The 15,348-nt window shown below is 65.0% G+C and carries 17 protein-coding genes; 10 read left to right on the plus strand and 7 right to left on the minus strand.

Going from position 1 to position 15,348, the window contains the following annotated elements; translation table 11 throughout:
* The first annotated feature begins 62 nt into the window (after positions 1–62).
* Positions 63–803, plus strand: coding sequence for a Crp/Fnr family transcriptional regulator (locus QNA11_RS15405; RefSeq protein ID WP_202071519.1), 741 nt, complete (start codon positions 63–65; stop codon positions 801–803).
* Positions 804–884: 81 nt separating this feature from the next.
* Positions 885–1,298, plus strand: coding sequence for a DUF1636 family protein (locus QNA11_RS15410; protein WP_202071129.1), 414 nt, complete (start codon positions 885–887; stop codon positions 1,296–1,298).
* 283 nt (positions 1,299–1,581) lie between these two features.
* Here the strand turns inward: QNA11_RS15410 and ppa are convergent, their stop codons facing one another.
* The 3 genes from ppa to QNA11_RS15425 form a co-directional block, all read right to left on the minus strand.
* Positions 1,582–2,118, minus strand: coding sequence for an inorganic diphosphatase (gene ppa, locus QNA11_RS15415; RefSeq protein ID WP_283483710.1), 537 nt, complete (start codon positions 2,116–2,118; stop codon positions 1,582–1,584).
* A gap of 126 nt (positions 2,119–2,244) precedes the next feature.
* Positions 2,245–3,132, minus strand: a complete 888-nt coding sequence (locus QNA11_RS15420) for an anti-sigma factor family protein (protein ID WP_283483711.1) — start codon at positions 3,130–3,132, stop codon at positions 2,245–2,247.
* Positions 3,133–3,139: 7 nt separating this feature from the next.
* Entirely contained in the window at positions 3,140–3,640 is a 501-nt protein-coding gene (locus QNA11_RS15425; RefSeq protein WP_281929513.1) for a sigma factor-like helix-turn-helix DNA-binding protein, read from the minus strand.
* 195 nt (positions 3,641–3,835) lie between these two features.
* Between QNA11_RS15425 and fabI the strand changes: the two genes are divergently transcribed.
* The gene (gene fabI / locus QNA11_RS15430; protein WP_202071132.1) at positions 3,836–4,696 is read left to right on the plus strand and encodes an enoyl-ACP reductase FabI; all 861 of its coding nucleotides are present in this window, start codon (positions 3,836–3,838) and stop codon (positions 4,694–4,696) included.
* 78 nt (positions 4,697–4,774) lie between these two features.
* Positions 4,775–5,035, plus strand: a complete 261-nt coding sequence (locus QNA11_RS15435) for a hypothetical protein (RefSeq protein WP_283483712.1) — start codon at positions 4,775–4,777, stop codon at positions 5,033–5,035.
* Positions 5,036–5,130: 95 nt separating this feature from the next.
* On the opposite strand, the gene QNA11_RS15440 is transcribed toward QNA11_RS15435, so the two are convergent.
* From QNA11_RS15440 to lspA, 4 genes are all read right to left on the minus strand, one after another.
* Complete coding sequence (locus QNA11_RS15440) at positions 5,131–6,414, minus strand: M16 family metallopeptidase (protein ID WP_202071134.1); 1,284 nt, start codon at positions 6,412–6,414, stop codon at positions 5,131–5,133.
* 70 nt (positions 6,415–6,484) lie between these two features.
* Positions 6,485–7,831, minus strand: a complete 1,347-nt coding sequence (locus tag QNA11_RS15445) for a M16 family metallopeptidase (RefSeq protein ID WP_281929508.1) — start codon at positions 7,829–7,831, stop codon at positions 6,485–6,487.
* Positions 7,832–7,995: 164 nt separating this feature from the next.
* Positions 7,996–8,703, minus strand: coding sequence for a hypothetical protein (locus QNA11_RS15450; protein ID WP_281929506.1), 708 nt, complete (start codon positions 8,701–8,703; stop codon positions 7,996–7,998).
* Positions 8,704–8,950: 247 nt separating this feature from the next.
* The gene (lspA, locus tag QNA11_RS15455; RefSeq protein WP_283483713.1) at positions 8,951–9,466 is read right to left on the minus strand and encodes a signal peptidase II; all 516 of its coding nucleotides are present in this window, start codon (positions 9,464–9,466) and stop codon (positions 8,951–8,953) included.
* Positions 9,467–9,716: 250 nt separating this feature from the next.
* Between lspA and groES the strand changes: the two genes are divergently transcribed.
* The 6 genes from groES (at position 9,717) to QNA11_RS15485 (ending at position 15,220) form a co-directional block, all read left to right on the plus strand.
* Complete coding sequence (groES, locus tag QNA11_RS15460) at positions 9,717–10,004, plus strand: co-chaperone GroES (RefSeq protein WP_202071137.1); 288 nt, start codon at positions 9,717–9,719, stop codon at positions 10,002–10,004.
* A 45-nt stretch (positions 10,005–10,049) separates the two neighbouring features.
* Complete coding sequence (gene groL, locus QNA11_RS15465; protein ID WP_202071138.1) at positions 10,050–11,684, plus strand: chaperonin GroEL; 1,635 nt, start codon at positions 10,050–10,052, stop codon at positions 11,682–11,684.
* Positions 11,685–11,836: 152 nt separating this feature from the next.
* Complete coding sequence (locus QNA11_RS15470) at positions 11,837–12,127, plus strand: aa3-type cytochrome c oxidase subunit IV (protein ID WP_283483714.1); 291 nt, start codon at positions 11,837–11,839, stop codon at positions 12,125–12,127.
* A 75-nt stretch (positions 12,128–12,202) separates the two neighbouring features.
* Positions 12,203–13,336: a Re/Si-specific NAD(P)(+) transhydrogenase subunit alpha gene (locus QNA11_RS15475; RefSeq protein ID WP_283483715.1), complete on the plus strand. Its 1,134-nt coding sequence runs from the start codon at positions 12,203–12,205 to the stop codon at positions 13,334–13,336.
* A gap of 31 nt (positions 13,337–13,367) precedes the next feature.
* Positions 13,368–13,817, plus strand: a complete 450-nt coding sequence (locus tag QNA11_RS15480; protein WP_283483716.1) for an NAD(P) transhydrogenase subunit alpha part 2 — start codon at positions 13,368–13,370, stop codon at positions 13,815–13,817.
* Between the two features lie 5 nt (positions 13,818–13,822).
* The gene (locus QNA11_RS15485; RefSeq protein ID WP_283483717.1) at positions 13,823–15,220 is read left to right on the plus strand and encodes an NAD(P)(+) transhydrogenase (Re/Si-specific) subunit beta; all 1,398 of its coding nucleotides are present in this window, start codon (positions 13,823–13,825) and stop codon (positions 15,218–15,220) included.
* Positions 15,221–15,348: the final 128 nt, after the last annotated feature.

Here is a 15,348-nt window from a genome sequence, read left to right on the forward strand (position 1 = left end):
GGAGCAATCTTCGACAAAACCGCCGGGACTGGTTTTTAACGAGGGGAGAGGTCCGCGTGACAATGCATGGAGATATTGCGCTCGAAATTGCTCAAACCCGCAAAGGCCGCGTGAACCGGCGCAGTTCCCGCGCGACGCTTTCCGAGCCGCCGACGCTTCGCGATTTGCGGCTTTTCGCCTCCGTCGACAGTGAGACGCTCTCGCGTCTAGCGCTCGAGGCCAAGGTTGAAACCTTCGACGAAGGCGCCGCGATCTTCCGCCAAGGCGATCTCGTGAACGCTGTCGTGATCGTCCTGCACGGTTACGTCAAAGTATTGCGCATCGCATCCTCGGGCGACGAGACGCTTGTCGGAATCTGTTCCGACGGCGAGACGGTCGGCGAACCGCCTTCGGGCGCGAATGAAACCTACCGCGTCTCGGCGGAGGCCATCGGTCCGACCTCGGTTCTCAAATTCCCCGCAGCGCGCTTCTCGCGGCTGATGAAGGAATCGCCGTCTCTTTGTGCGGCGGTCGTTCAGGACGCCAAGGACAAGATCGCCGCGCTTGTCACGGAGATCGAAGCGCTCAAGGCGCAGAACGCCGATCAGCGGCTCGCAAGCTTCATTCTCGCACTGTGCCCGCCGGGCGAAGAACAGTGCCGCTTTCGCTTGCCCTATGACAAAAGGCTGATCGCTGCGCGGCTGGGCGTGAAGCAGGAAACGCTGTCGCGCGCCTTCGCCAAATTGCGCGAACATGGCGTGCGCACGGAGACGCGCGACGTGTTGGTCGAAAGCGTCTCGCGCCTTGCCGAGCTATGCGACTAGCTGTTTCTTCTGTCTCGGCTTTCTTTTGAAAAATGCGCGCGCGTCGTTTCGCGCTAGTTCTTGACCTTTGCGGATTTCGCTATGAAAACTTCTCCCGCCGAGAACGGGAGAAGCGACGTGTCGAACAACAGCGAGGTCACAATTTTCGTCTGCACGTCTTGCCGTGACAGCAACGATCCCGAGCGCCGTCCGGGCGCGGCTTTTATCGACGCCTTGCGGTCCCGGCTGGCGGAGCGCGCGCTTGATTTCCGCGTGGAGCCGGTCGACTGTCTCGCGGTCTGTAAGAGACCGGCGACAATCGCTCTCGCCAGCGCAACCAAGTGGACCTATGTGATCGGCGACCTCGATCCGGCGAGCAGCGTCGACGAGGCCATCGATTCCGCGGCGCATTACGCCGAAAGCGAGAATGGCATCGTCGCCTGGAAGGACCGGCCTGCCTGCTTCAAGAAAGGCGTCATCTCGCGCACGCCGCCGCTTATCAATCGCGCCGGGTAATGCTTCGAAGAAGCGGCGCCCCGTCATTGCGAGGAGCGCAGCGACGAAGCAATCCAGAAGTCGCGACTGCTGCTCTGGATCGCATCGCTTCGCTCGCAATGACTAGGCGGCGGCGTACTTACGAGATGCGCTTGATCGGTTCAGCGTCATTCCCGACGCTCGCTTGAGCGAGCGATCGGGAATCCAGAGCAAAACCAGCGCTCTTGCGGCTCTGGATTCCCGGTCGGGCTTGCAGCCCGCCGGGAATGACACCCCCGATGCGAGCGTTCAAACGGGAGTGGTATTACTTCTTTTCCGTTTTCGCCCGCTCGATCGCCGCGCTGATCAACGCGCGGGCCTCCGCGGCGTCTCCCCAGCCGGCGACCTTGGCCCATTTGCCGGGCTCGAGATCCTTGTAGTGCACGAAGAAATGCTCGATGCGCCGCCAGGTCATCTCCTGGAGATCGGTGTAGTTATGCACGTCCACGTAACGCTGGGTGAGGCGCGGCGACGGCACCGCGACGATCTTCTCGTCGCCGCCGGCTTCGTCGGTCATGCGCAACACGCCGATCGGACGCACGGAAATAACCGCGCCGGGCGCCACGGGGCGCGTATTGGCGACAAGCACGTCACAGGGGTCGCCGTCGTCGGAGAGCGTATGCGGAATGAAGCCGTAGTTCCCCGGATAGCGCATGGCCGTGTAGAGGAAGCGATCGACGAAGAGCGTGCCCGACGCCTTGTCCAGCTCATATTTGATCGGCTCGCCGCCGAGCGGCACTTCGACCACGACATTGACTTCATGCGGGGGGTTCGCGCCGATCGGAATGGCGTCGAGACGCATACTTCTAGCTCCGGTTTTAGAGAATTCCGCTTTGCGCGCATAGAGGCGCCCGAGCGATCATGGGAGATGAATCGCGGCTGCACCTAGCATTAATCCGAGGCGGACTCTAGGGCGCCACGCGCCAGGCTAGCGCTTTTCGTCCGGCGCGGCGGCGATGGCGGTGGCGGCGCTCTCCGCGGCGGCCTGCATCTCCTCCTGGGCGAGCGGCCCGACAAGGACGAAGGCGAAGCCGCCGGCGCGCCATTCGATCGCCGTGACCCCCTGCGCCGCGCGCGGCGCGAGCGGCGCGCCCGCCGCCTCGGCGCGCTCGAAATAAAGCCCGAGGCGGGCGCCGTTGGCGCGCTCATAGATCAGCAGGCCCGCGGGCGCGGCGACGCCCGGCAAGACGCGCCCGCCGATGAGGCGCAGGCCAAGCCCGGCGAGATTGGGCGGCCGGGAGAAGCCGACGCGCTCGGCCAGCCAGGCGACAAGCTCGCCTTTCCGGGAAACCTCGATCTCGACCGGGCGGGCGTCGGAGGCATAGGTCGCATAGGTCAGGCTGGCGCGACCGGCGTAGCTCTGCGTGAGAACGGCCGAAACTGGCGGACGCGGCGCTTCGTTTCGCCCGGCGAAGACGAGCGCGGCGAGGCCGGCCACCGCCGCGCCGGCGAGCAGGGTCAAAACAGTAGAGAGCGCCGCCTGCCGGCGGCGGCTGGCGCGGATTTCATCGAGCCGCTGGGAGGGGCGCGAGGCGCCCGGCCGCCCCCAATGGATGGCGCCGGTTTCAATGGGCCCTTGCTGAGGCGCATGCGTGCGGGTCGCGGCGTCTTTGAGCGACAGCGGCAACATCTCCAGCGCCGCCGGTTCGAAGGCTGCGCGCAGCGCCGCGTTCTGGCGTCGCCACCCCTCGACGAGGGCGGCGTCCCCCGGGTGCGTGAGGAGGTGGTCCTCGACCTTGCGGCGGCGCTCGGCGTCGAGCTCGCCGTCGACCAAAGCGTGGAGGTCGGCCTCGCCAATGATGCTGGAAGCGGGCAAGCGGCGCCTATTTCACGATGCGCAGATGCGAGGCGGCGCGGCGCGCGCCGCTCTCGGCGTCCGCCGGCGGCAGGCCCACGACGCCAAGCTTCGCCCGGGCGCGCATGAGCTGGGCGAGCAGCGCTTCCCGCCTTATGCCGAGAACGCGCGCAGCGGCGTCGTACCCCATCCCTTCGAGAGAGACGAGGAGCAGGGCCGCGCGATCATCGAGGGAAAGCTCTGCGAGGCCGTGGACGATCGGCGGATGACGCGGGGTCGGGCGTGAGGCGTCCGTCAGACGCTTGCCGGCCGAAGCGGTGAGCGCGGCATAGGCTTCGAGCCGCGCCTCCTGGAGATCGGCGGGGCGCAGCTCCCTGGCGCGGATACGGGCGCCGACGCTCTGCAATGCGCTTTGCACGAGTTCGTCGGAAAGCGTATGGCCGGCGCCGGCGCAAAGCGCCCGCGAATATCGGCGCAGGGCAGGCGCTATGCCTCCCAGCCGCTCCAGGATCTCGGCTTTCTTCCCCATCCGTGGCCCTGTTAGGCTTGACCAGCGCCATTAGTGGCGTTTCCTATGGGATGATAGGTCAACGCGCCACAAATGGCTATGGGCGCATTATAGCATTTTTGCGGACGGAACGGCTGCTGCGGTCAGGGTTTCCTTTGTGGAAAATCCACGCTAAAGGGCGCTTCGACCTATTTGCACCTGAAATGGACGCCCCCGATGACCGACCAAGCCGCGCCCGCCCCTTTCGCTGGAATTCTCGCCGGAAAGAAAGGCCTTATCCTGGGCGTCGCCAATAATCGCTCGATCGCCTGGGGCATCGCCAAGGCCTGCGCGCAGGCCGGCGCCGAGCTCGCGCTGACCTATCAGGTGGAAGCGTTGGAGAAGCGCGTGCGCCCGCTCGCCGCCGAGCTTGGCGCCCATGTCGTCGGGCGCTGCGACGTCGCTCAGCCGGAGACGATCGACGAAATCTTCGCCGAGGTCGAGAAGCTCTGGGGCAAGGTCGATTTCGTCGTCCACTGCCTCGCCTATTCCGACAAGGACCAGCTCGACGGCCGCTACGTCGACACCACCCTCGACAACTTCCTGATGTCGATGAACATCTCCTGCTACAGCTTCACGGCGATCGCCCAGCGCGCCGAAAAGCTGATGCCGGAAGGCGGCTCGCTGCTGACGCTCTCTTATTACGGCGCCGAGAAATGGATGCCCCATTACAACGTGATGGGCGTCGCCAAGGCGGGGCTGGAGGCGTCGGTGCGCTATCTCGCCGCTGATCTCGGCGCCAAGAACATCCGCGTCAACGCCATCTCCGCGGGCCCGATCAAGACCATGGCGGCCTCGGGCATCGGCGACTTCCGCTACATTCTGCGCTGGAACGAATATAACTCGCCGCTGCGCCGTGTCGTGACGATCGAGGAAGTGGGCGAAAGCGCGGTTTATCTGCTGTCGCCGATGTCGCGCGGCGTCTCGGGCGAAATCCTGCATGTCGACGCGGGTTATCATGTCGTGGGCATGATGAATCCGTCCGCCGCGCCGAAGATGGCGGATTTGCTGGCGCTGTTGCCGCAGGATGTGAAGTAAGGGGTCGGGCCATGCCCGCGCTCGTCGCGGGCTCCTTTGGCTAGCTCCAAATAGCGGCTTTTTGTGATACAAGAGCCCATGTCCATCACGCTCACGCGCGATCAGGAAGCATGGCTCGAGGCGCATGTCACGAGCGGCGAGTTCGCGTCGGTCGAGGAGGCCGCCCGCCTGCTCATCGACCAGCGCATTGCCGAGTTGGCGACAGTCTATGAAGACGACATGGCGTGGGCGAAGCCTTTGGTCGACGAGGCCCGCGCGGCGGTCGCCCGTGGCGACGTTCTGACTCTTGATGAGCATAGGGCGCGGAACACAGCGCGTCTTGCCGCGCTACGTGGATAGTGGCGCGGATACTCGTTACATCTACGGCTGACGCAGACGCCGCCTTTATTACGGGGCATGTAACGCCTTAGGTCGATGCTTGTGAAGGCGCGCCCTCACACCCCCTCCGGCCGCCCCACCATCGCCACCAGCAGCCCGCCGTCGCCAAAGAGCTTCTTCGCCGCGCGCTTGCACTCCTCCATGCCGACAGCCGCGATCTTGCCGTTGCGTTCGTCGAGATAGCTCGGCTCGAAGCCGTCCATCTGCAGATGCACGAGCTGGCTGGCGATCTTCGTCGAGGTGTCGAAGCGCAGCGCATAGGAGCCGATGAGGTATTTCTTCGCCTTGTCGAGTTCGTCCTCGGTCGGGCCTTCTTCTGCGAAGCGGCGCACTTCCTCCTCGATGATGCGTAAAGCCTCGCCGGCGCGCTCATTCTTGGTGGCGGCGGCGCCGATCAGCATCGGGCAGCGGTCATATTCGTTGAGCTGCGAATAGACGCTATAGGCCATGCCGCGCTTCTCGCGCACCTCGCGGAAGAGCCGCGCGGTGAACGAGCCGCCGCCGAGAATGTGGTTCGCGACCACGGTGGCGAAATAGTCGGGATCGCGCTTGGTGACGCCCGGTCGGCCGAAGCGGATCGTGGTTTGGGGGATGTCGAGCGTCACGATTTGGCGCGAGCCGACGCCGGCGAGCGTGATCGGCGCGACGTCTGCGAGGTCGTTTTCCGTCGCCAGGGCGCCGAAGGTCGCATCCAGATGCTCCGAGAGGGTCTGGGCGTCGATGGCGCCGACGACCGCGATCTTGAGGTCCTTTTTGGCGAACAGCCTTTGCTGCAGCGCGAGCAAATCCGGCCGCGACAGGCTTTCGATCGAGGAAAGTTCGCCGCGCGCCGGGCGGCCATAGGGATGCTCGGGGAAGGCCGCTTCGCGGAAGGCTTTGGCCGCCATTGAGTCCGGCTCATTGGCGTCGCGCTTCAATTCGGCGACGAGCTGGCTGCGCACGCGCGCGACGTCGGCCTCGGCGAGATGCGCGTCGACGAGCGCCAGTTTCAAAAGCGCGAAGGCCTTGTCGGTGTTCTTTGCGAGCGTCTGCAGATGCCCCGAGATCGAGTCCCGGTCGGCGCCGAAGCCCAAGTGAATGGCGAGCTCGTCCACGGCGCGGTGGAAGCCGCGCGCGTCATAGGGCCCCGCGCCTTCGTCGAGGAGCCCGGCGAGCAATGTCGCGAGGCCCGGCTTGTCGGCAGGGTCCTGGGCGGCGCCGCCGCGCAACGAGAATTCCAGAGCGACGAGCGGCACGGCGTAGCTTTCGACGAGCCAGGCGGTGACGCCGCCGGGTGTGACGATGCGCTGCACATGCTCGGCGCGCGAGGCCATGGAGACGGCGGGTGCGTGGGCGGTCATGCGGAATCCTAAGAGAAAGAGAATGGCCGGCGCCGGGCGCCGGCCTCAATGGGCTCAGGCGGCTTCGGGCTCAGGCGACTTCGTCTTCTTCCGCCGGCAGCAGGAAGCCCGTGACGGCGCGGCGCTTGTCGAGCCATTTCTTCGCAGCGGCGGTGACGTCGGCGGCGGTGACGGCCTCCATCCGCTCCGGCCAGGCCGCGACGTCCTCGATGGTCAACCCCGTGGCCAGCGCCTCGCCATACCAGCGGGCGAGCGAGGCCTGGCTGTCCTGCGCATAGATAGCGTCGGCGACGAGCCGCGTCTTGGCGCGCCGCAGATGCGCTTCGTCGATCGGCTTTTCGGTGAAGCGCTTGATCACACGGTCGATCGCCTCGTCGAGGTCCTCGAGCGAAACGCCCGGCGCCGGGGTGGCGTAGACCCACAGCCGCGAGTCGTCGACGGCGGAGCCGAGATAATAGGCGCCGGCGCCGACGGCATATTTTTCGTCGACGACGAGCGTTTCGTAGAGCGCGCTGGTGGCGCCGCCGCCGAGCATATGGGCGAGCGTCTCGATCGCCTCGGCCTCGCCGGGCGCGGCGGTCGTGTAGGAGGGCACGAGGAAAACGCGCTCATGCGCGGGCTGCTCGACCTTCTCGTCGGAGAGCGACACGAGCCGATGCGCGCGATGCGGCGGCTCCTTGGTGCGGTTGCGGCGCGGCGGCTCGGCGCGCGCCGGAATTTTCCCGTAGGTTTCCCTGGCGAGCCGCCCGACCTCCTCCGCATCTATGTCGCCCGCGACGATGAGGATGGCGTTCTCGGGCGTGTAGAAGCGGGTGTAATAGGCGAGCGCATCCTCGCGGTTCAGGCTCTCGATCTCATGGTTCCAGCCGATGATCGGCGTGCCATAGGGGTGGTGGGCGTAGAGCGCCGCCTGCACGGCCTCGTCGAGCTGGGAAGACGGGTCGTTGTCGGTGCGCATACGGCGCTCTTCCAGCACCACGTCGCGCTCGGGCGTCACCACCTCGTCGGTCAGGACGAGATTGGACATGCGGTCGGCCTCGAACCCCATCAGCGCGCCGAGGTGCTCCTTGCCGATACGCTGGAAATAAGCGGTGTAATCATAGCTGGTGAAGGCGTTCTCCTGGCCGCCGAGCTCGGCGACGAGATTGGAGAATTCGCCCTGCGGATGGCTCTTGGTGCCCTTGAACATCAAATGTTCGAGAAAATGGGCGATGCCGGATTTGCCGAGCGGATCGTCGGCCGAGCCGTTCTTGTACCAGACCATATGCGTCACGACGGGCGTGCGCACATCCGGAATGACGACGACTTCGAGACCATTATCGAGCTTGAAATGCGAAATATTGGCGCCGGCATGCGCCGAGTCGCCGGCCGCGCCCGGGGTGAGCGATACGGTCGGCGACGCAGAGGAAGACGACATCGAAGGGCCTTTCTGGCGGCGCGTGGCCGCCCGAAGCTGGAGAACATTATCTCCTATATAGGCCCAAAAGACCCTGGCCGGAACTCAATCCTTGGCCGGCTCCTTGCGGGAGTCGGCCTTTCTGGAAGCGGAAAATCTGCTTTCCAATATAGGCCCCAGAAAATTTAGTTGTCGGAGCCTCTGAGGAAACTCGGCATCATGCCGGAGAGCCCGCCGCTGCTGGCCGTCGGTTTCTGTGTAGGCGCCGTGCCTGCGGTCTGGGCCACGGGATCGCTCTCGTTCCTGTCGCCCCCCAAATAGCTCAAGGGATTCCACCAGGAGGAGCTTTTCCCGCCGTCCGAGTCGCGAACCCGGGCGAGGTCCATCGTGGGGCGGCGATAGCCCGTGGGCGGCTCTGTCAGCATGCGGCGCGCCGGCTCCTCCGTCATCGGCCCGGACGATCGCGAGCGTGCGCTGAGCGCCATCTGCAGGAAGCCGGGCTCATCATCCGTGCCAGGCGCGTAATCCGGCTTGGGGCCGCGAATCCGGTCCAAAAGGCCTGGCTTCTTCTCCTCCGGCGGGGCGTTCGGGATCTTTGCGTAGCGGTCTGTGTTGCGGCGGCGCGCGGCCGCAACATCGGTCGGCCAGCCATCCGGGCGGTTCGTCTTCTCCTGCGGAGCCGGCAAGTCGCCGATGCGCGGCGGCAGAACCAGTTTGGGGCGCTCGTTGTAGTCGATCTTTGACGCGTTGGGGTCCGAGGAAACGCCGACAAGCTCCATGACCGCGCTGATGGTCGATTTATCGTCCGCTGCCTGGGCGGGCGCGCCATAGGCGGCTGCGAGACCGGCGAGCGCGAGGAGGGCGCGACCCCGGGATCGTGCGAGCTTCATCATTCCAACTCCTTGCCCAGAACGCCGGCGCGCGTGAAACGCCCACGCCAGCCGCGTGAATACGCCTCAAAGGCGCAGATTGCGTCCCACTTATTGGCGATTTAGTGGCGGCGGCGCAACTGGGGCGTTTCGGCGCGCGCTCGAACCTTCCCAGAGGGCATTCCGCAAAAGTTGACGGACTTTTGCGAAAAGAATGCGCTCCAGCTTTTGAATCTGCGCGCTTTCTCATCGCTCGCGAGCAGAAAGCGCGCTAGGCCGCGCCTTCCGCAGGCGGCGACTCGGAGAAAAGGGTTTCAAAAAGCAGCATCGCGACTCCCGCCGTAATAGCGACGTCGGCGACGTTGAAGACGTAATTGGCGAGCGGCCCCACCGGGAGCGTCGTATGGAAATAGAAGAAATCCGCGACCGCGCCGCGCGCGAGGCGATCGGCCGCGTTGCCCAGCGCCCCGCCGACGACGAGGCCGATCGCGAGCGTCAACAGCCGGCTTTGGGCGCGCCAGAGCCACCAGATAAGGCCGGCGACGATGACGCCTTGCCCGGCGAGAAGCAGCGCGCGTCCGACGCCCTCATGCGCCTGAAAGAGCGAATAGGAGACGCCGTAGTTCCACGAGAGCACGACGTCGAGGAAGGGCGTCAGCGTGATCGGCTGCCGCGCGCCGATGCCGAAGACGTCGAGCATCCAATATTTATGGGCCTGATCGGCGAGCGCCGCCGCGAGGGCGGCGAGGAGGCCGAGAATGCGGGGCGGCGTGAGGAAGGGCGGCACGGCGACTCTGTGTGGCGACTCTGCGGATTGCGGGAACGCCGCTCGGCGGCTTGGCCTATTCATATCTTCCCGGCGGCGTCGCGGCTAGCCGACTGCCCGGTTGCGGCGCCGCAAAAATCTTGACATCCGCGCGGCCGCAACCTATCTCATCGCGCGTTGGCACTCGTCGTAAGAGAGTGCCAATAATTTCGCTTATGGCTTGCGACGGGCGGAATTTCCTGCCCGACGCGCAGAAAAGGAAGACATTGCAATGGCGTTCCGTCCCCTGCACGACCGCATCGTGGTCAAGCGCATCGAAGGCGAAGAGAAGACCAAAGGCGGCATCATTATTCCCGACTCCGCCAAGGAAAAGCCCCAGGAGGGCAAGGTGATTTCGGTTGGCCCGGGCGCTCGCGACGAGAGCGGCAAGCTCGTTCCCCTCGACGTGAAGGCCGGCGACCGCGTTCTGTTCGGCAAGTGGTCCGGCACCGAGGTCAAGATCGACGGCGACGACCTGTTGATCATGAAGGAAAGCGACATTCTCGGCATCGTCGAATAACTCGGCAAGACCCGAACCGCTTCCAACCCATTCAGGAGTTTTAAAATGGCTGCCAAAGACGTCCGTTTCTCCACCGACGCGCGCGACCGCATTCTGCGCGGCGTCGACATTCTCGCCAACGCCGTCAAGGTGACCCTCGGCCCCAAGGGCCGCAATGTCGTCATCGAGAAGTCCTTCGGCGCGCCGCGCATCACCAAGGACGGCGTGACCGTCGCCAAGGAGATCGAGCTTTCCGACAAGTTCGAGAATCTCGGCGCCCAGCTCGTTCGTGAAGTCGCCTCCAAGCAGAACGACATCGCCGGCGACGGCACCACCACCGCCACCGTGCTCGCCGCCTCGATCGCCAAGGAAGGCGTCAAGGCTGTGGCCGCCGGCCTCAACCCGATGGACCTGAAGCGCGGCATCGACCTCGCGGTCGAGGCCATTGTCGGCGACCTCAAGAAGAACTCGAAGAAGGTCACCTCCAACGACGAGATCGCCCAGGTCGGCACCATCTCGGCGAACGGCGACCGCTTCATCGGCGAAGAAATCGCCAAGGCCATGCAGAAGGTCGGCAATGAAGGCGTGATCACGGTGGAGGAGGCCAAGAGCCTCGAGACCGAGACCGACATCGTCGAGGGCATGCAGTTCGACCGCGGCTATCTCTCGCCGTATTTCATCACCAACGCCGAGAAGATGATCGCCGAGCTCGACGACGCTTACATTCTCATCCACGAGAAGAAGCTGTCGACGCTGCAGCCGCTGCTGCCGATCCTCGAGTCTGTCGTTCAGACCGGCAAGCCGCTCGTCATCGTCGCCGAGGACATCGAGGGCGAGGCGCTCGCCACGCTCGTCGTCAACAAGCTGCGCGGCGGCCTGAAGATCGCGGCCGTGAAGGCCCCGGGCTTCGGCGATCGCCGCAAGGCCATGCTCGAAGACATCGCCATCCTCACGGGCGGCCAGATGATCGCCGAGGACCTCGGCATCAAGCTCGAGAACGTGACGCTCCCCATGCTCGGCCGCGCCAAGCGCGTGCGCATCGAGAAGGAGAACACCACGATCATCGACGGCGCCGGCGAGAAGGCCGACATCGAGGCGCGCATCGGCCAGATCAAGGGCCAGATCGAGGAGACCAGCTCCGACTACGATCGTGAGAAGCTCCAGGAGCGTCTCGCCAAGCTCGCGGGCGGCGTCGCGGTGATCCGCGTCGGCGGCGCGACGGAAGTCGAAGTCAAGGAGAAGAAGGACCGCGTCGACGACGCCCTCAACGCGACCCGCGCGGCCGTCGAAGAAGGCGTCTCGCCCGGCGGCGGCGTGGCTCTGCTGCGCGCCATCAAGGCGCTCGACGGCGTGGCCACGGCGAATGGCGACCAGAAGACCGGCGTCGAGATCGTGCGCAAGGCCATCCAGGCCCCGGCGCGCCAGATCGTCGACAACGCCGGCGGCGACGGCGCCGTCGTGGTCGGCAAGCTGCTCGAGTCGGCCGACTACGCCTTCGGCTTCGACGCCCAGAAGGGCGAGTACGGCGATCTCGTGAAGCTCGGCATCATCGACCCGACCAAGGTCGTGCGCACCGCGCTGCAGGACGCCGCGTCGATCGCCGGCCTGATCATCACCACCGAGGCGACGATCACCGAGCAGCCGAAGAAGGAATCCGCGCCGGCGATGCCGGGCGGCGGCATGGGCGGCATGGACTTCTAAGTCCGGTCGATCAGAGAGATTGGAGAGCCCCGGGGGAAACCCCGGGGCTTTTTGTTTTTGGGCCGGTCCCGGCGCCCGTCATTGCGAGCGAAGCGAAGCAATCCAGAGCCGCGATCACGGCCCTGGATTGCTTCGTCGCTGCGCTCCTCGCAATGACGGCGGACGCATCAGCTCGGCAGGCAGCGACGAAAGCGCGCGGCGGCGAGACGTTGCGGGATCGCCGAGGCTCGGTTAGCATCCCCTTCACGCGCGGCGGTTCTGTTCGCGCGGCAAACTTAAAATTTGGGAGCATTCCGATGGCGAGCAATCGCGGGTCGGCGTCCACCGACGCGGACTGGGCTGAACACGAAAAGACCTACAATGGTTTCCTCTGGCTGCTGAAATTCTCCGCGGCCGGGTCGGCGATAACCCTCGTCCTCCTCTACGTGCTCTTCGCGCGCTAAGAAAAGCCCAAGCCCCTCACGCCAGCCGTCAGGGGCCACCATGACGGCGACGGTTCGCAACAGCCGGAGGTCGTCATGCGCATTGCCGTATTGGCCGAGTCGGACAAAGCTGAGCCGCGCGTCGCGGCGACGCCGGAAACCGTCAAGAAATTCGTCTCACTCGGCGCCGAGGTCGCGGTTCAATCCGGGGCCGGCGCCGGGGCGGGCGTTTCCGACGCCGAATACGCCGCGGCAGGCGCCAAGATCGGCGCCGATCCGGCGACGACCCTTGCGGGCGCCGATATTCTGCTGCGCGTGCGCCGCCCCTCGGCGGCCGAGCTGGCCGGCGCCAAGCAAAATCTCGCCCTCATCTGCATCATGGATCCGTTCGGCAACGAGGCGGCGCTCGCCGGTCTCGCCAAGGCGGGCGTGATCGCCTTCGCCATGGAGTTCATGCCGCGCATCACCCGCGCGCAATCCATGGACGTGCTGTCGTCGCAAGCCAATCTCGCCGGCTATCGCGCCGTCATCGAGGCGGCGGCCGAATATGGCCGCTCCTTCCCGATGATGATGACGGCCGCCGGCACCGTTCCGGCCGCGAAGGTCTTCATCATGGGCGTCGGCGTCGCGGGGCTACAGGCCATCGCCACGGCGCGCCGGCTGGGCGCCATTGTGACGGCGACCGATGTGCGCCCGGCGACGAAAGAACAGGTGGAGTCGCTCGGCGCGAAATTTCTTGCGGTCGAGAACGAGGAATTCCAGCAGGCTCAGACGGCGGGCGGCTACGCCAAGGAGATGTCGAAGGACTATCAGGCCGCGCAGGCGGAGCTCACCGCGAGCCACATCGCCAAGCAGGATGTGGTCATCACGACCGCGCTCATCCCTGGCCGACCGGCGCCGAAGCTCGTTTCAGCCGAAATGGTGCGGTCCATGCGCACAGGCTCGGTCATCGTCGATCTCGCCGCCGAGCGCGGCGGCAATTGCGAATTGACCAAGCCCGGCGCGACCGCCGTGGAGAATGGCGTGAAGATCGTCGGCGCGCTCAATCTCGCGGGCCGTATGGCGCCGACCGCCTCCAGCCTCTACGCCAAAAATTTGCTCGCCTTCGTCGAGACGCTGATTTCCAAGGAGACGAAGCAGCTCGCCATCGATTGGGACGACGAACTCGTGAAAGCCACCGCGCTCACGCGCGACGGCGCCGTCGTCGACGCAAGATTCAAACAGGCCTGAACGCAGCATCCTTCCAACAAGGAGCGCAATAATGACCGATTCAACGCAGCAATTGCTCGAAAAGGCGCGGGCGGCGGCGGAAGCCGCGCGCCAACTGGCGGATCAGGCGCAGCACTATTCCGACCAACTGTCACAAACGGCGGCGGCGATCAGCGCACATGGATTGGGCGGCGGTGCAGTCGACCCCGTTGTTTTCCGCCTTGCGATTTTCGTCATGGCGGTGTTCGTCGGCTATTACGTCGTCTGGTCGGTGACGCCGGCGTTGCATACGCCGCTGATGTCGGTGACGAACGCCATCTCCTCCGTGATCGTCGTCGGCGCGCTGCTCTCGGTCAGCGTCGAACCGTCGGGCGCGAGCGACGACGGCGCCGGCGTCGCAAGATGGTTCGGCTTCATCGCGCTGATACTCGCGAGCGTGAACATATTCGGCGGCTTCCTCGTCACCGAACGCATGCTCTCCATGTATAAAAAGAAGGGCTGACGCAAATGAGCGCCAATCTCTCAGCCCTCCTTTATCTTGCGGCCGGCGTGCTTTTTATTCTGGCCTTGCGCGGGCTTTCGTCTCCCGCGACGTCCCGCCAGGGCAATCGCTACGGCATGATCGGCATGGCGGTCGCGGTCGCGACGACATTGCTGCTCCATCTGCCGCCGCTCTTCGGCTTTGTGCTGATCATCGTCGGCGCAGCGGCCGGCGGCGGCGCGGGCGCCTATGTGGCGCAGCGCATTCCGATGACGGCGATGCCGGAGCTTGTCGCCTTCTTCCATTCGCTCGTCGGCCTCGCCGCCGTGCTCGTCGCAGGCAGCGCCTTTTTCGCGCCGCAGGCTTTCGGCATCGGCCAGGCAGGGCATATCGAAGGCGGGAGCCTGTTCGAAATGTCGCTCGGCGCGGCGATCGGCGCGGTAACTTTCACCGGCTCGATCATCGCCTTTCTGAAGCTCTCCGAGCGCATGAGCGGCAAGCCGATCCTGCTGCCCGAACGTCACACGATCAATATCATGCTCGGCGCGGCGCTGGCGGCGTTGATCCTGCTGTTCGTGACGACCGAGTCTGGCTACTGGTTCTTTCTGCTGATTGTCGTCTCGCTGTTTCTGGGCGTCACGCTCATCATCCCGATCGGCGGCGCCGATATGCCGGTCGTCGTCTCCATGCTCAACTCCTATTCGGGATGGGCGGCGGCGGGCATCGGCTTCACGCTCGGCAATCTCGCGCTCATCGTCACGGGCGCGCTTGTCGGCTCGTCAGGCGCGATCCTCTCCTACATCATGTGCAAGGGGATGAACCGCAGCTTCTTCTCGGTGATTCTCGGCGGCTTTGGCGGCGAGACGGCGGGGCCGAGCGGCGCCAAGGAGACGCGCAACGTCAAGCAAGGTTCGCCTGAGGACGCCGCCTATATCATGCAGAACTCGGGCAAGATCATCATCGTGCCGGGTTATGGCATGGCGGTGGCGCAGGCCCAGCATGCGCTGCGCGAGATGGCGGATTTGCTGAAAAAGGAAGGCGTGGACATCAGCTACGCCATCCATCCCGTCGCGGGCCGCATGCCGGGCCATATGAATGTGCTGCTGGCCGAAGCCAATGTGCCTTATGACGAAGTCTTCGAGCTCGACGACATCAACTCTCAATTCGCCCAGGCGGACGTGGCTTTCGTCATCGGCGCCAATGACGTGACGAACCCCGCGGCGAAGACGGACAAAGCGTCTCCCATCTACGGGATGCCGATCCTCGACGTCGAACGGGCGAAGACGGTGCTTTTCCTCAAGCGCGGCATGGGGTCGGGCTATGCGGGCGTGGAGAACGAGCTGTTCTTCCGGCCCAACACGATGATGCTTTTCGGAGACGCGAAAAAGACCGTGGAGGCGATCGTCAAAGCGCTGGCGCATTAAGAGGGAACGATGATTTCCCCGACGTTGGCTTTTCCGGAAGCTGCGCGGAGGATTTTTGCTCCTCGACATCCCGGCCAAGCCTTCGATCTGCCGCAGTCGGCAATAGCAGCGGGTCAAAAAACGAAAAA

Source organism: Methylocystis sp. JR02, from assembly GCF_030063565.1.
Taxonomy (GTDB): Bacteria; Pseudomonadota; Alphaproteobacteria; order Rhizobiales; family Beijerinckiaceae; genus Methylocystis; species Methylocystis iwaonis.

Bases quoted from the DNA above. Each gene is read 5' to 3' on its own strand.
- QNA11_RS15475 (WP_283483715.1), top strand. From the start codon at position 12,203: ATGCGCATTGCCGTATTGGCCGAGTCGGACAAAGCTGAGCCGCGCGTC.
- QNA11_RS15480 (WP_283483716.1), top strand. From the start codon at position 13,368: ATGACCGATTCAACGCAGCAATTGCTCGAAAAGGCGCGGGCGGCGGCG.
- QNA11_RS15405 (WP_202071519.1), top strand. From the start codon at position 63: ATGCATGGAGATATTGCGCTCGAAATTGCTCAAACCCGCAAAGGCCGC.
- groES (WP_202071137.1), top strand. From the start codon at position 9,717: ATGGCGTTCCGTCCCCTGCACGACCGCATCGTGGTCAAGCGCATCGAA.
- groL (WP_202071138.1), top strand. From the start codon at position 10,050: ATGGCTGCCAAAGACGTCCGTTTCTCCACCGACGCGCGCGACCGCATT.
- ppa (WP_283483710.1), bottom strand. From the start codon at position 2,118: ATGCGTCTCGACGCCATTCCGATCGGCGCGAACCCCCCGCATGAAGTC.
- QNA11_RS15470 (WP_283483714.1), top strand. From the start codon at position 11,837: ATGACGGCGGACGCATCAGCTCGGCAGGCAGCGACGAAAGCGCGCGGC.
- QNA11_RS15450 (WP_281929506.1), bottom strand. From the start codon at position 8,703: ATGATGAAGCTCGCACGATCCCGGGGTCGCGCCCTCCTCGCGCTCGCC.
- QNA11_RS15410 (WP_202071129.1), top strand. From the start codon at position 885: ATGAAAACTTCTCCCGCCGAGAACGGGAGAAGCGACGTGTCGAACAAC.
- QNA11_RS15440 (WP_202071134.1), bottom strand. From the start codon at position 6,414: ATGACCGCCCACGCACCCGCCGTCTCCATGGCCTCGCGCGCCGAGCAT.
- QNA11_RS15435 (WP_283483712.1), top strand. From the start codon at position 4,775: ATGTCCATCACGCTCACGCGCGATCAGGAAGCATGGCTCGAGGCGCAT.
- QNA11_RS15445 (WP_281929508.1), bottom strand. From the start codon at position 7,831: ATGTCGTCTTCCTCTGCGTCGCCGACCGTATCGCTCACCCCGGGCGCG.
- QNA11_RS15485 (WP_283483717.1), top strand. From the start codon at position 13,823: ATGAGCGCCAATCTCTCAGCCCTCCTTTATCTTGCGGCCGGCGTGCTT.
- fabI (WP_202071132.1), top strand. From the start codon at position 3,836: ATGACCGACCAAGCCGCGCCCGCCCCTTTCGCTGGAATTCTCGCCGGA.
- QNA11_RS15425 (WP_281929513.1), bottom strand. From the start codon at position 3,640: ATGGGGAAGAAAGCCGAGATCCTGGAGCGGCTGGGAGGCATAGCGCCT.